The 13,162-nt window shown below is 73.1% G+C and carries 13 protein-coding genes; 10 read left to right on the top strand and 3 right to left on the bottom strand.

The features are described 5' to 3' along the window. Window positions 1-34 precede the first annotated feature (34 nt). The gene (locus tag CEQ11_RS11375) at window positions 35-712 is read right to left on the bottom strand and encodes a Crp/Fnr family transcriptional regulator (RefSeq protein WP_067191720.1); all 678 of its coding nucleotides are present in this window, start codon (window positions 710-712) and stop codon (window positions 35-37) included. A 243-nt stretch (window positions 713-955) separates the two neighbouring features. Here CEQ11_RS11375 and CEQ11_RS11370 point away from each other — a divergent pair, with 243 nt between their 5' ends. The 3 genes from CEQ11_RS11370 to CEQ11_RS11360 all read left to right on the top strand — a co-directional run bounded on the left by CEQ11_RS11370 (window position 956) and on the right by CEQ11_RS11360 (window position 4,037). Next, complete coding sequence (locus CEQ11_RS11370) at window positions 956-2,161, top strand: MarP family serine protease (RefSeq protein WP_088478671.1); 1,206 nt, start codon at window positions 956-958, stop codon at window positions 2,159-2,161. Window positions 2,162-2,278: 117 nt separating this feature from the next. Beyond that, entirely contained in the window at window positions 2,279-3,868 is a 1,590-nt protein-coding gene (locus CEQ11_RS11365) for a sodium-dependent transporter (protein ID WP_088478670.1), read from the top strand. A 1-nt stretch (window position 3,869) separates the two neighbouring features. Next, window positions 3,870-4,037: a methionine/alanine import family NSS transporter small subunit gene (locus tag CEQ11_RS11360; RefSeq protein WP_083315398.1), complete on the top strand. Its 168-nt coding sequence runs from the start codon at window positions 3,870-3,872 to the stop codon at window positions 4,035-4,037. A 92-nt stretch (window positions 4,038-4,129) separates the two neighbouring features. Here CEQ11_RS11360 and acs read toward each other — a convergent pair whose 3' ends face one another. Then, complete coding sequence (gene acs, locus CEQ11_RS11355) at window positions 4,130-6,070, bottom strand: acetate--CoA ligase (RefSeq protein ID WP_067191065.1); 1,941 nt, start codon at window positions 6,068-6,070, stop codon at window positions 4,130-4,132. Between the two features lie 182 nt (window positions 6,071-6,252). On the opposite strand from acs, the gene nth reads away from it, so the two are divergent. Beyond that, window positions 6,253-7,077 (top strand): endonuclease III, encoded by an 825-nt coding sequence (nth, locus tag CEQ11_RS11350; protein ID WP_067191067.1) that lies wholly within the window; start codon window positions 6,253-6,255, stop codon window positions 7,075-7,077. A 97-nt stretch (window positions 7,078-7,174) separates the two neighbouring features. Here the strand turns inward: nth and CEQ11_RS11345 are convergent, their stop codons facing one another. After that, complete coding sequence (locus CEQ11_RS11345; protein WP_088478669.1) at window positions 7,175-8,404, bottom strand: NAD(P)-binding domain-containing protein; 1,230 nt, start codon at window positions 8,402-8,404, stop codon at window positions 7,175-7,177. Between the two features lie 38 nt (window positions 8,405-8,442). On the opposite strand from CEQ11_RS11345, the gene CEQ11_RS11340 reads away from it, so the two are divergent. From CEQ11_RS11340 to CEQ11_RS11315, 6 genes are all read left to right on the top strand, one after another. Then, complete coding sequence (locus CEQ11_RS11340) at window positions 8,443-9,210, top strand: CoA pyrophosphatase (protein ID WP_088478668.1); 768 nt, start codon at window positions 8,443-8,445, stop codon at window positions 9,208-9,210. A 93-nt stretch (window positions 9,211-9,303) separates the two neighbouring features. Beyond that, window positions 9,304-10,701, top strand: coding sequence for a TadA family conjugal transfer-associated ATPase (locus CEQ11_RS11335; protein ID WP_088478667.1), 1,398 nt, complete (start codon window positions 9,304-9,306; stop codon window positions 10,699-10,701). Between the two features lie 98 nt (window positions 10,702-10,799). Beyond that, a complete protein-coding gene (locus CEQ11_RS11330; RefSeq protein ID WP_227718856.1) occupies window positions 10,800-11,789 on the top strand; it encodes a type II secretion system F family protein in 990 nt (329 codons plus the stop codon). A gap of 221 nt (window positions 11,790-12,010) precedes the next feature. Continuing rightward, window positions 12,011-12,295, top strand: coding sequence for a DUF4244 domain-containing protein (locus CEQ11_RS11325; RefSeq protein WP_088479029.1), 285 nt, complete (start codon window positions 12,011-12,013; stop codon window positions 12,293-12,295). After that, on the top strand, window positions 12,288-12,839 hold the full coding sequence (locus CEQ11_RS11320; RefSeq protein ID WP_088478665.1) for a TadE family type IV pilus minor pilin: 552 nt from the start codon (window positions 12,288-12,290) through the stop codon (window positions 12,837-12,839). The genes CEQ11_RS11325 and CEQ11_RS11320 overlap by 8 nt, the downstream gene beginning before the upstream one ends. Next, window positions 12,836-13,162, top strand: a complete 327-nt coding sequence (locus CEQ11_RS11315; RefSeq protein WP_067191080.1) for an Rv3654c family TadE-like protein — start codon at window positions 12,836-12,838, stop codon at window positions 13,160-13,162. Before CEQ11_RS11320 ends, CEQ11_RS11315 begins: the two co-directional genes overlap by 4 nt.

Here is a 13,162-nt window from a genome sequence, read left to right as displayed (position 1 = left end):
GGTGAGCGGCCCGTCGTCGAGGGTCAGGGGTGCGTCAGCGTGAACGCTGGCGCAGGCGCTGGAGGTCGAGGACGACCACCGCGCGGTTCTCCAGGCGGATCCAGCCGCGGTGCACGAACTCGGCGAGGGCCTTGTTCACCGTCTCGCGGGAGGCGCCGACCAGCTGGGCCAGCTCCTCCTGGGTGAGGTCGTGGGCCACGAGCAGGCCGTCGGCGGCCGGGCGGCCGAAGCGGTCGGCCAGGTCCAGCAGGGCCTTGGCCACACGGCCCGGGACGTCGGAGAACACGAGGTCCGCGAGGGACTCGTTGGTCTTGGACAGGCGCTGGGCGAGGGCCTGCAGCAGCTGCAGGGACACGTCCGGGGAGGAAGCGATCGCGCGGCGCAGGTTCTCGTGGCGCAGGCCGGCCAGGCGGGTGGCGGACACCGCGGTGGCGGTGGCCGAGCGCGGGGCCGGGTTGAACAGGGCCATCTCGCCGAAGATCTCGCCGGGGCCGAGGACGGCCACCAGGTTCTCGCGGCCGTCCGAGGCGGTGCGGCCGAGCTTGATCTTGCCGGACATGATCACGTACAGCTGATCGCCCTGGTCGCCCTCGTGGAAAGCGGAGGCGCCGCGGGAGAGCTCCACCTCCGTCAGCTCAGAGGTCAGGGTTGCGAACACCTCGTCGTCCAGGTGCGCGAACAGGGGGGCCTTGCGAAGAACCTCAAGATCCATCGTACGGTGAGTCCTCTCAGTGATCACCCCCTGAGGCGAGGGTGGACCGGTCGTGTTCGGGCTGGGCACCATTGTGCCGCATCACACACGATCCTGCCGTTACCCTGACAGCCAGGGCAAGTGGCGCCCCGCGCGTCGGTGGCCGATCTGTTCCCCGCCGTCCCCCGTGACGGCTCGCAGACCGCCGCTCCTGCCCTGTCCGTCCCGTCCCTCGGCCTGGTGAGCCGGAAAGGAAACGACTGCATGCTCTTCGGAGTGACCTGGCTCGACATGGTCCTGGTCGTCCTGCTGATCGTGGCCCTCGTCAAGGGCTACCACCGCGGCCTGTGGGTCGTGCTGGGCACGATGCTGGGCACGGTGGCGGGGGCGATCGGCGGGTTCTACCTGATCCCGTTCGTCGCCCGATGGGTCTCCGAGCCGACGCTCCGTGTGGTCGTGCTGGTGGTGGCCACCGTCCTGCTGATCTGGGCGGGCCAGCACATCGGAGTCGCCGTCGGGCGCAGAGTGCGCCTGCACGTGAACCTCCCTGCGCTGCGGCGCGCGGACCGGGTCCTCGGCTCCGTCGCCGCCCTGGCGGTCACGGTGCTGATCCTCGGTCTGATCTCCCTGTCCCTGAACTCGCTCGGCATGGCGCCGGTGACGAAGGAGATCAACCGCTCCGCCGTCCTCACCGTCACGGACCGGGTCATGCCGGACGGCAGTCAGCGCTTCCTGGCCGAGTCCCGTGCGGCCATTGCGGGCCTCGGCGTGATCCCGGAGATCGACACTCCCGTGAAGGAGGTCGCCGACGAGCCGGAAGCCGCGCCGTCCGCGACCCTCGAGGTGCCGGAGACGGAGGACGCGCAGGTCCAGGACTCCGTGGTGCGGCTGTCCGGCTTCGCCGAGCAGTGCGCCCAGACCCAGAACGGCACGGGCGTGGTCGTGGCCAAGGATCGGATCCTGACCAACGCGCATGTGGTGGCCGGCGTGGAGGAGCCGATCGTCGAGACGCAGGACCGCCAGGTGTTCCCGGGTCGGGTGGTGCACATCGATCCGGCCCGAGACCTCGCCGTGGTGGCCGTGGACGGTGCGGACCTGCCGGTCGCCCGCCACGGTGCCGACCTGGAGGACGGTGCGGCCGCCCTCGCCCTCGGCTTCCCGGCCGGCGGCCCCTACGAGGCCACCCCCGCCCAGGTGCAGGCCCGGGGAGAGCTGCTCATCAGCGACATCTACGGGCGGGAGGACTCGACCGTGGACATCTACCAGCTGAACGCGGACATCGAGCCGGGCAACTCCGGAGGTCCGCTCGTGACCGAGGACGGCACGGTGGCAGGACTGGTGTTCGCCCGGGCCCCGGGATCCTCGACCATCGGGTATGCGATCGCCGGCGACGAGTTCGAGCGGCTCCTGGAGGACGTCGAGAACCTGGAGGTTCCCGTCCAGACCGGGGAGTGCATCCCCGGAGGATGACCCGCCGAGTGCCCGCCTGACCCCGTAGGGTGATGCAGGTCACTATGATGTGCCATGCTGTCCTCCGATGGGGGCAGACACGTCCATCATTCGCACTCGTTTCTTCGGAGGTACTCCATGACCACCGCAACCACTGCGGCCGGCGCGGTGCCGAAGCGCTCTCGTGAGGAGTTCGGCGGACGCTGGGCGTTCATCCTCGCGGCGATCGGCTCCGCCGTCGGACTCGGCAACATCTGGCGTTTCCCCTACGTCGCCTATGAGAACGGTGGCGGCGCCTTCGTCATCCCCTACCTGGTCGCGCTGCTCACCGCAGGCATCCCGATCCTGTTCTTCGACTACGCGATCGGCCACCGCTTCCGCGGCGCCCCGCCCCTGGCCTTCCGCCGCCTGCACCGCGGCGCCGAGTGGATCGGCTGGTTCCAGGTCTTCATCTGCTTCGTGATCGCCGTCTACTACGCCGCCATCATCGCCTGGGCGATCATGTACACGTGGTTCTCCACGGATCACGCGTGGGGCGAGGACCCGGAGGGCTTCTTCTTCGGCACCCACCTGCAGATGTCCGAGAACCCGATGCCGTCCTTTGACTTCGTCTCGGCCGTCTTCTGGCCGATGCTGATCGTCTGGGTCATCTGCATCCTCTGCATGGGCTTCGGCGTCCGCAAGGGCATCGCCGCCGTCTCCATGGTCGGCATGCCGCTGCTCATCGTCATGTTCATCGTGCTCGTCGTGGTCGCCCTGACCCTGCCGGGCGCGGCCGTGGGGCTGAACGCCTTCTTCACCCCGAACTGGTCCGCGCTGCTCGAGCCGGGCGTCTGGATCGCCGCCTACGGCCAGATCTTCTTCTCCCTGTCCGTGGGCTTCGGCATCATGATCACCTACTCGTCCTACCTGAAGCGCCGCACCAACCTCACCGGCTCCGGCCTGGTGGTGGGCTTCTCCAACTCCGGCTTCGAGGTCCTCGCCGGCATCGGCGTGTTCTCCGCCCTCGGCTTCATGGCCCAGGCCTCCGGCATCCAGGTGAGCGACGTCGTCACCGGCGGCATCGGCCTGGCCTTCATCGCGTTCCCGACGCTGATCTCCCAGGCCCCGATGGGTGCCCTGATCGGCGTCCTGTTCTTCGGTTCCCTGGTGGTCGCCGGTCTCACCTCCCTGATCTCGATCCTGGAGGTCGTGGTGGCCGCCGTGAAGGACAAGCTGGGTCTCGGCCGCTGGGCCGCGGTGCTCATCGTGGTCGGCGGCTGTGCGGTCATCTCAATCGTGCTGTTCTCCACCACCTCCGGCCTGCAGCTGCTGGACACCTCGGATGCCTTCATCAACAACCTGGGCATCGTGGGCGCCGCGCTGATCGCCTGCGTCACCGTGGCGATCGTCCTGCGCAAGCTGCCGGTTCTGGTGGACCACCTCAACGCGATCTCCTCGTTCCGGGTGGGCACCATCTTCAAGGTCCTGGTCACCGTGGTCATCCCGCTGGTGCTGGCCTATCTGTGGATGTCGGACATCATCAACAAGGCCACCACCCCGTACGAGGGCTACCCGCTGGACTTCCTGGCCATCTTCGGCTGGGGCATGGTGGCCTCCGGCCTCGTCCTGGCGGTGGTGCTGTCCCTCGTCCCGTGGTCGAAGAAGTCCGCCCTGCACTCGGAGCGCAACGAGAACGAGTCCATCCAGACCGGTGCCATCCCCACCGTGTCCACGAAGGAGGCCTGACATGGATCCCATCGCCATCGTCATGATGATCGTCATGTGCGGTCTGATCTGGGGCGGCCTGCTGGCCTCCCTGCTGCACCTGATGAAGCACCCGGACGAGACGTCCGGCGTGCTGGGGACCGAGCCCGAGCCCGGCGACCCCCGCTACGTGCGCACCGGCGAGGACTGAACAGGTCCGCACCGCGCCGAAAGGACCCCGCCTCCTGCATCAGGAGGCGGGGTCCTCGTCGCTGCGGCGTCCGCCGCCCGGGTGCGCCGGCCTCAGCCCTTGGAGCCCATGGCGCCGACGATCTTCTGCATGACCGTCGGGTCCGCGAGGGTGGACGCGTCACCCGGATCGCGGCCCTCGGCCACGTCCTTGAGCAGGCGACGCATGATCTTGCCGGACCGGGTCTTCGGCAGCTCCGGGACCACGAGCACGCGCTTGGGCTTGGCGATCGGCCCGATGTCCTGGCCCACATGCAGGCGCAGCTGCTCCTCCATCTCGGCGGTGTCCGGGTCCTTCGCAGCGGCCTCCTCGGTGAGGAGGACGAACGCGTACACGGCCTCGCCGGTGGTGTCGTCCGCGGCGCCGACCACGGCGGCCTCGGCCACGGCCTCATGGGCCACCAGCGAGGACTCGATCTCTGTGGTGGAGAGGCGATGGCCGGAGACGTTCATGACGTCGTCCACGCGGCCGAGCAGCCAGATGTCGCCGTCCTCGTCGTATCGGGCGCCGTCGCCGGCGAAGTACATGCCGAGGAAGCGGCTCCAGTAGGTCTCCTTGAAGCGCTGCGGGTCGCCCCAGATGCCGCGGAGCATGGACGGCCACGGCTCGCGGGCCACGAGGAACCCGGCGCCGGTGCCCTCCATGGGTGCGCCGGTCTCGTCCACCACACACAGATCCACGCCGGGGACGGGCCGCTGGGCCGAGCCCGGCTTCAGGGCGGTCACACCCGGCAGCGGGGTGAGCATGTGCGCGCCGGTCTCGGTCTGCCACCAGGTGTCCACGATCGGGCAGCGTTCCCCGCCGATGACCTCATGGAACCAGCGCCACGCCTCCGGGTTGATGGCCTCACCCACGGTGCCGAGCACGCGCAGGCTGGACAGGTCGTACTCGTCCGGGATCTGGCGGCCCCACTTCATGCAGGTGCGGATGGCGGTGGGGGCGGTGTAGAAGATCGTCACGCCGTACTTCTGGACGATCTCCCACCAGCGTCCCTGGTGCGGGGTGTCCGGGGTGCCCTCGTAGATCACCTGGGTGGCGCCGTTCACGAGCGGACCGTAGGCGACGTAGGAGTGGCCGGTCACCCAGCCGACGTCTGCGGTGCACCAGAAGACGTCGGTCTCCGGGTGCAGGTCAAAGGTGTCCCGGTGCGTGGCCGAGGCCTGCACCAGGTAGCCGCCGGTGGTGTGGAGGATGCCCTTGGGCTTTCCCGTGGTGCCGGAGGTGTAGAGGATGAACAGCGGGTGCTCGGCGTCGTGCCACACGATCTCGTGCTCGTCGGAGGCGGTGTCCACCACGTCGTGCCACCAGACGTCACGGCCCTCGACCATCTCGGTCTCGATCCCGTTGCGGCGCACCACGAGCACGTGGTCCACGGTGTGGCCGGGCTCCTTGAGCGCCTGGTCCACGGCGGGCTTCAGAGCGGAGGCCTTCCCCCGGCGGTAGGAGCCGTCGCAGGTCACCACCAGCGTGGCCTCGGCGTCGTCCACACGGGAGCGCAGGGCGTCCGAGGAGAACCCGCCGAACACCACGGAGTGCACGGCGCCGATGCGGGCGCAGGCGAGCATCGTGATGACGGCCTCGGGGATCATCGGCAGGTACACGGCCACGCGGTCGCCCTTGGCCACGCCGAGGGACTCGAAGGCGTTGGCCGCCTTGCGGACCTCGGCGGCCAGCTCCGCGTAGGTGTAGGTGCGGGTGTCGCCCGGCTCACCCTCGAAGTGGATGGCCACGCGGTCGCCGTGGCCGGCCTCCACATGGCGGTCCAGGGCGTTGTAGGCGGCGTTCGTGGTGCCGTCCGCGAACCACTTGGCGAACGGGGCGTCGGACCAGTCGAGGACCTCGGTGAAGTCCTGCTCCCAGTGCAGCTGCTCGCGGGCGCGGCGGGCCCAGTAGGCCAGGCGGTCCGCCTCGGCCTCCTCGTACAGCTCCGCGCCGGCCACGGCGTTCTTCGCGAACTCCTCGCTGGGCGGGTAGACGGTGACGTCCTCGGACATGGTTCTCCTTTCGGGGAGGGTGCACGGTCACCCGCCACCACATGCCTGTGATGCGGGCCACATCATTGCCTGTCGCAAGAATGCCGCCACGGCGGGGGTCGAGACAAGTACATGCCGTTGTGTGACGCGCGCCTAGAGTGGGTCACCGGACCCCGCCCCCGCCGAACAGGAGCACAGGACCCGTGAGCCGGACAGACCCAGGCGACCGAGCCGCCGTCGCGACCCCGACGGGGGAGACCCTGCTGGGACTGAAGCGCCGCGTGCGCAAGGTGCACCGCGTGCTGGGGCAGACGTATCCGTATGCCGTGGCAGAGCTGGACTTCACCACGCCGTTCGAGCTGCTGGTGGCCACGGTGCTGTCCGCGCAGACCACGGACGTGCGGGTCAATGCGGTCACCCCGGCCCTGTTCGCGCGGTTCCCGGACGCCACGGCCATGGCGGCCGCGGACGAGGTGGAGCTGCAGGAGCTGGTGCGCCCCACCGGCTTCTACCGGAACAAGGCGGCCGCCGTCCTCAAGCTCTCCCGCGAACTGGTCGAGCGCTTCGACGGTGAGGTGCCCGGGCGCCTCGAGGACCTCGTCACCTTGCCGGGGGTGGGCCGCAAGACGGCGTTCGTGGTGCTCGGCAACGCCTTCGGCCAGCCCGGCATCACGGTGGACACCCACTTCGGCCGGCTCGCCCGCCGCCTGGGCATGACCGAGCAGATCGACCCGGTGAAGGTGGAACACGAGGTCGCCGCGCTGTTCGAGAAGCGGGACTGGACCTCCCTGTCCAACCGCCTCGTCTTCCACGGCCGGCGCATCTGCCATGCGAAGAGGCCGGCGTGCGGCGCCTGCCCGGTGGCGCAGTGGTGCCCGTCCTACGGCGAGGGGGAGACCGACCCTCAGAAGGCGCAGCAGCTGCTCTCCTACGAGCTCAAGCCCGGCCGTGAGCAGCTGCACCGCCTCATGCTCGAAGGCAAGACCCGTCGCGAGCTGCGGGCGATGGGCTACGGCTTGGAGGCCTGACCGCCGCCGGCCCGCGCCCGGCGTGACGACGACGGCCGCTCGCCGCCGCCTGGCGGCTCGCCTCGTGCGGGGCGGGTCGTGAGACGGAGCCGTCGACTCAGTGGTCGTCGCGCAGCCGCGCCTCGATGTCCGCGACCGTGGCACGGGCGAACAGGCCCACGCCGGTCAGCGTGGCCGAGGCCGGGCCGCACCAGTCGCCGTAGCCGAGCAGGTAGAGGCCGTCCACGTCGGCGCTGGCTGTGCGCAGATGCTCGTGCATGCGCGGACGCCCGGACCGGGTGGGCTCCTGCAGCAGGCCGCGCAGGTGGCGCAGCTCCGGGCGGAATCCGGTGCACCACAGGACGTCGTCGAACCGCTGTTCGGTGCCGCGGACCGCCGCTGCCGCGGGTGCGCCGGCGCCGGAGGGCCAGCCGTGGCGGCGGCCGGCGTCCGTGTCCCAGGCGGCGCCGTGCGCGGTGAGCCGGGACGGGGCGGGGACGGCGTCCATCGCTCCGGCGTCCCGGGCCGCACGGACCGGCGGCACGGCTACGATGTCCCCGAGGTCCTCGCCCGGCGTGCCGACCTGCTCCGTCCGTCGGTCCAGCACGCGGGCGGAGGCCAGGCGGAACAGGACGCGGCCGTCCACGTCGTCCGGCATGAACCGGGGCGGGCGCTGGGTCGCCCAGGTGACAGCGGCGGCGGAGCCGTGCAGGTCCGCGGCGATCTGTGCTCCCGAGTTCCCTCCGCCCACCACCAGCACGCGGCGGCCGGCGTACCCCTGCGGACCGGTGTAGGCCGAGGAGTGCCGCTGCCGTCCGGTGAAGTCCGCGGTGCCGGGCAGGGCGGGCACGAAGGGGCGGGTGAAGGAGCCGGTCGCCGAGACCACGGTGCGGGACAGGGCGAGGAGGCGGCCGTCGTCGTCCCTCAGCGCGAAGCGCCCGTCCTGCCGGGAGACGGAGGCGACGCGGACGCCTCGGCGGACGGGCAGGTCGTAGCGGGATTCGTAGTCGGCCAGGTAGTCCACCACGTGCGCGGCGTCCGGGTTGTCCTCGCCGGAGCCGGGCATCCGCCGGCCGGGCAGGGACGAGTGCTCGGCAGGGGAGAACAGGCGCAGCGAGGGCCAGTGGCGGGGCCAGGAGCCGCCGGGCTCGGAAGAGGCGTCGAACAGGGCGAACCGCGGGGCCGGGCCCGGGGAGCGGCCGCGCTCGACGTCCTGGGCCCAGCGCCGCAGGAAGTACCCGCACGCCAGCCCGGACTGGCCGGCGCCGACCACCGCGACGTCCAGCGGCTCGTCGAGAGCAGTCCCGTCCGCGGACGGCTCGGTGCGGGGTGCGGAGCCGGTGTCCATGGGGTGAGCGTAGCCGGGCCGGGCACTACGGTGGTGGGATGACCTCCGCCGCCTCCGCCCGCCCGAGCCTCGACGACGCGCACCGCGCCCTGCAGGACCTCGTGGCCGCGCACGGGGCGCCGGAGAACGCGTCCGGCCGGGAACCTGCATCGCTGACCCGGGTCCCGGCGGCCTCGGCCCGCACCTGGGGCTTCCGCTGGCCGTCCACGCCGGACGCCCGCGCCTCGGCGGTGCTGGTGCTGTTCGGCTCCCTGGACGACGTCCCGGCGCAGCACGCCTCCGCTGCCGTGCACCCGGAGGTGGACGTGCTGCTGACCCAGCGCGCGGCCACCCTGCGCACGCACGCCGGACAGGTCGCGTTCCCGGGAGGCCGCGTGGACCCGGACGACGAGGACGTGGTGGCCACCGCCCTGCGTGAGGCCGAGGAGGAGACCGGCCTGGACCCCGCCGGCGTGGAGGTGCTCGGCGTCCTCCCGCCGGTGCCGGTGTCCGTGTCCGGCTACGTCATCCATCCGGTCATCGGCTGGTGGCGGGAGCCTTCCCGTGTGGCCGTGGTGGACCGCCAGGAGGCGGCCGCCGTGTTCCGCGTGCCCGTGGCTGATCTGGTGGCACCGGAGAACCGCTTCGTGGTCGCCCGCCCGGGTGGCCGGACGGGCATCACCCCCGGGTTCGGGGTCCAGGACCGCTTCGTCTGGGGCGTCACCGCCGCCATCCTGGACCGCATCCTCCACCTGCTGGACTGGGACACCGCCTGGGACAAGTCCGTGGTGCTCGACGCCGAGACCCGCCGCCCCGTCGCCGGCTGACCTCTCCTGCACAGGGTGCCCGCGGGCGGCCCTGTGTCCACAGATCGGCCCGAGGCGTCCCCGGCGCGGACGCCGGGAGATGGACTGGGGGACATGCGTCCCTTCGTGCCCGAGCCTCCCGTGATCGCCCGCCCTCGCCGCCGCCTGCGGCACCCGGACCTGATCGGCCGGCTCCGCAGGGCCCGTGAGCCCGAGCCCGCTGCGCAGCTACGTCCCGACGACGGCTCCCTCGCCCCTGCCTGCGCCGTCGCCGGGAACGTGTCATCGCCTGCCGTCGACCAGGCGATGACGCCGCCGGCGTGGCTGGACCGGGCCCGGTCCTGGCTGGCCGAACGTCAGGCGAGGGGCGACGACGACGGCGAGGCGGCCGCCGTCGGGACCGGCGGTGAGCCGACCGAGCAGGCCTGCCGCGCGGCCGTGGAGGCCGTGGCGGAGCAGGACGGCCTCGTGCTGACGGCAGGTGGGGCGGCCGAGCGGGCCCGGCTGCTGACCGATGAGCTGTCCGGGTTCGGCCCGCTGGCACCGCTGGTGCGGGCGGACGGGGTGACCGATGTGCTCGTGGACGGGAACGGGAGGGTGTGGACCGACGGCGCGGACGGGCTGCGGCAGACCGGGACGATCCTGCCGCCCGAGCGGGCGCGGCAGCTGGCGGTGCGCCTGCTGCACCGGGCCGGCCGACGCCTCGACGCCGCCGTGCCGCTGGCCGACGCCCGCGTGGACGGGATCCGCGTGCACGCCGTGCTGCCGCCGCTGTCCGGGGCGGGGCCGCTGCTGAGCCTGCGCGTGCCGTCACGGCGCAGACCGAGCCTGGCCGTGCTCGCCGAGGGCTGGCCGGACGGCGAACGGTGGCAGGCGGCGGTGCGGCACCTGGTGGCCGCGCACGCGACCGTGCTGGTCTCCGGGGCGACCGGCACCGGCAAGACGACGCTGCTGTCCGCCGCGTTGGGGGAGGCGGACCCGGCGGAGCGGATCATCACCGTGGAGGACACCCTGGAAGCGGCTCCGGCGCATCCGCATGTGGTCTGCCTCCAGGCGCGGTCGGCCAACGCCGAGGGAGCCGGAGAAGTCGGGCTGGCCGAGCTGATCCGGCAGGCGCTGCGCATGCGGCCGGACCGGCTGGTGGTGGGCGAGTGCCGTGGCGCGGAGGTGGCCGAGATGCTCACCGCCCTGAACACCGGCCACCAGGGCGCGTGGGGGACCCTGCACGCCAACTCCGCCGACGACGTGCCCGCACGCCTGACCGCCATGGGCGCGCTGGCCGGATGGTCCGCCGAGGCGCTGACCGCCCAGGTGCACGCCGGCGTGGACGCGGTGCTCCACCTGCGCAGGGACGCGGCCGGGCGGCACCCGGTGTCCCTGGCCGTGCCCGTGGTTGAGGAGCACGGGGCGGGGCTGCGCATGCTGCCGGTGCTCACGGACGTGGACGGCCGGGCGGTGCGCGGCCCCGGATGGGACGTGCTCGCGGCCCGGCTGAAAGGGCGGGCCCCGTGAGGGCGCGGCTTCCCGGCCGGCTGCCCAGCCGGCTGCCCGGCCGGCTGCCCAGCTGGCGGCCCAGCCGAGTCGGGGCGAGGTGGCGCCGGTGGACGGCCGTGCGGACCGGTGCCGCGGACCGGCAGCGGCTGCGGTTCGTCGAGGCCGTGCGCCGCTGGGCCGCGCTGCTGCGCACCGGTTCGGGTGAGGGACAGGCATGGAGGCTGGTGGCTGACCGGGAGGACGTCTGCGTGCGCCCTGAGCCGGGGTGCTGCCTCGGCCACAGCCTGCGCGGCCTGGCAGCCGCCGTGGAGCTCGGGGCAGACCCGCGGCGGGTGCCCGGACCGAGCGGAGTGGTCGAATGGCAGACGCTGCTGGCGCTGCTTCAGGTCTGCCGGGCCTCGGGTGCGGCGCCGGCGGAGACGGCCGAGCGGTTCGCGGACGCCTCCGCCGCCGAGCTGGACGCCGAACGGGCCCGACGCGCCGCGGCGGCCGGACCGAAGTCCACCGTGACGCTTCTGCGCTGGATGCCGCTGGGCGGGCTGGGGATCGCCTGGCTGCTCGGGGCGGGGCCGGATTCCCTGCTCAGCGACCGGCTCGGCTGGTTGGTCCTCACCGCCGGGGTGCTGTTCGCCGCGGTCGGGCACGTCTGGGCGCAGAGCCTGCTGCGCACTGCCGCCGGCCCCGGGCGTGAGGTGGACGCCGCCGCCTGGTTGGACGTCACCGCGGCGCTGCTGCGCTCGGGGGCCTCGCTGGTCGGGGCGCTCGAGCGGGCCGCCGTGGCCCTGCCGGGTGGGCAGCGACTGCGGCCGGTGCTGGCCCGGCTGCGCTGGGGTGCCGACTGGGACGAGGCGTGGGAGGACCTGGCGGATGAGGAGCTGGCGGAGCTGGGCCGGCGCCTGCAGCCGCTGCACACCTCGGGCATGGCCGGGGCCGCCGGCCTCACCCAGGCGGCCAGGGCCGTCCGACAGGAGCGGCGCCGCACCGCCGAGCTGGCCGCCGAACAGCTGGCCGTACGCCTGGTGGTCCCGCTCGGTCTGTGCCACCTGCCGGCCTTCGTCTGCCTCGGCGTGCTGCCCCTGCTGCTGATGATGCTGCGCGGACCGTGATGAGGGAGCGGCAAGCGGCACGCCGGGGGCGAAAGTCCGCCGGCGCAGCCCCGAACCGGCCCGTCCCGTCCTCCACAGCCGACCGACACGCCGTGCCTGTCCACGGCGCGCCCGAGCGGCCCGGCAGCGGCACCACGGAATGCAGAAGCCTGGAGACATCGGGCATCCGGCCCGGCAGGTCCGCACCGACGCGGACCGTCACACCGATGGAGGGAAACATCATGAACCACACCGCCCAGGACACCGAGAACGCCCGCGCCGTCGCCGCGGCCTCCGAGGCCGCGGCGGAGGCCGTCCAGCTCGCCGCCGTCAAGGCCCTCGGCGCCCGCCGCGCGGCGTCCTGGTCCGCCCGGCTCCAGGACGACACGGGCGCCACCACCGCCGAATACGCCATCCTCACGCTCGCTGCGGTGGGCTTCGCCGGCGTCCTCGCCCTGGTGCTCTCCAGCGGCGACGTGCAGGGCATGCTCGCCGAGCTCGTGGGCGAGGCGCTGAACCGTGGCTGACGTCCACACCGATCTGCTCCGGGCCGGGCGCCAGACCGTCGCCCGGCCCGGGGCCGACCGCCCGCGGCGCCCCCACGCCCGGGCCACCGCCTGCCTGCGCGCGGACCGCGGTGCCGTCACCGCCGAGTACGCGGCGCTGCTGCCGGTGGCGGTGCTGGTCATCGCCGCCGTGGTCGCCACGGGCGGGGTCGGCCTGCAGCAGGTCCGCAACCAGGACGCCGCCGGGGCCGCGGCTCGCATCATCGCCCGCGGCGACTCCCCGGAGCAGGCGGCCCAGGCGGTCACCCGGATGGCCGGGGACGGCGCCTCGCTCGACCACCACGACGACGGCACCTGGGTCTCCGTGACCGTCGCCCGGGGTGCCCCCGGGCCCCTCGGCTGGTTCCCCGACCTGCAGGTGAAGGCGGAGGCCTCGGCACCGAACCAGAGGGCGCAGACCGGTCCCGCACCGGCGAACCCACCGGCCGACGGGGATGCTCCGGCGCCGGAGCCGGCGCCGTCGTCCGAGCCGACACCCGACGCCGAGGAGGGCGAGGGGCCATGAGCGGCACGCTCACCGCCCTCGGGACGGCCTCGCTGGGACTGGGGCTCTGCGTGCTGGTCGCCGGCGTGGGCCAGGGAGCCCACACCGCGGCCGTGGCCAGCGGCGCGGCGGACCTGGCGGCGCTCGCCGCCGCGGATGCCCTGCGCGGGATCGACCCCACCGGCACGGACGCCTGCGCCCTCGCCGAGACGACGGCCGAGCGCAACGGTGCCCGGCTGGTCTCCTGCGAGCCCGGCGACCAGTCCACCGTCACGGTCACCGTCGCCGTGGAGCAGGCCTTCGGTGCCGACGCGGAGGCCACCGCCAAGGCGGGCCCGCCGTGA

It is taken from the genome of Micrococcus sp. FDAARGOS_333, assembly GCF_002206575.2.
Lineage (GTDB): Bacteria > Actinomycetota > Actinomycetes > Actinomycetales > Micrococcaceae > Micrococcus > Micrococcus lylae.
Note: the sequence above shows the minus strand (reverse complement) of the source record. Positions and strands in the feature narration are given on the sequence as shown.

Bases quoted from the DNA above. Each gene is read 5' to 3' on its own strand.
- CEQ11_RS11375 (WP_067191720.1), bottom strand. From the start codon at position 712: ATGGATCTTGAGGTTCTTCGCAAGGCCCCCCTGTTCGCGCACCTGGAC.
- CEQ11_RS11370 (WP_088478671.1), top strand. From the start codon at position 956: ATGCTCTTCGGAGTGACCTGGCTCGACATGGTCCTGGTCGTCCTGCTG.
- CEQ11_RS11365 (WP_088478670.1), top strand. From the start codon at position 2,279: ATGACCACCGCAACCACTGCGGCCGGCGCGGTGCCGAAGCGCTCTCGT.
- CEQ11_RS11360 (WP_083315398.1), top strand. From the start codon at position 3,870: ATGGATCCCATCGCCATCGTCATGATGATCGTCATGTGCGGTCTGATC.
- acs (WP_067191065.1), bottom strand. From the start codon at position 6,070: ATGTCCGAGGACGTCACCGTCTACCCGCCCAGCGAGGAGTTCGCGAAG.
- CEQ11_RS11345 (WP_088478669.1), bottom strand. From the start codon at position 8,404: ATGGACACCGGCTCCGCACCCCGCACCGAGCCGTCCGCGGACGGGACT.
- CEQ11_RS11340 (WP_088478668.1), top strand. From the start codon at position 8,443: ATGACCTCCGCCGCCTCCGCCCGCCCGAGCCTCGACGACGCGCACCGC.
- CEQ11_RS11335 (WP_088478667.1), top strand. From the start codon at position 9,304: ATGCGTCCCTTCGTGCCCGAGCCTCCCGTGATCGCCCGCCCTCGCCGC.
- CEQ11_RS11325 (WP_088479029.1), top strand. From the start codon at position 12,011: ATGAACCACACCGCCCAGGACACCGAGAACGCCCGCGCCGTCGCCGCG.
- CEQ11_RS11315 (WP_067191080.1), top strand. From the start codon at position 12,836: ATGAGCGGCACGCTCACCGCCCTCGGGACGGCCTCGCTGGGACTGGGG.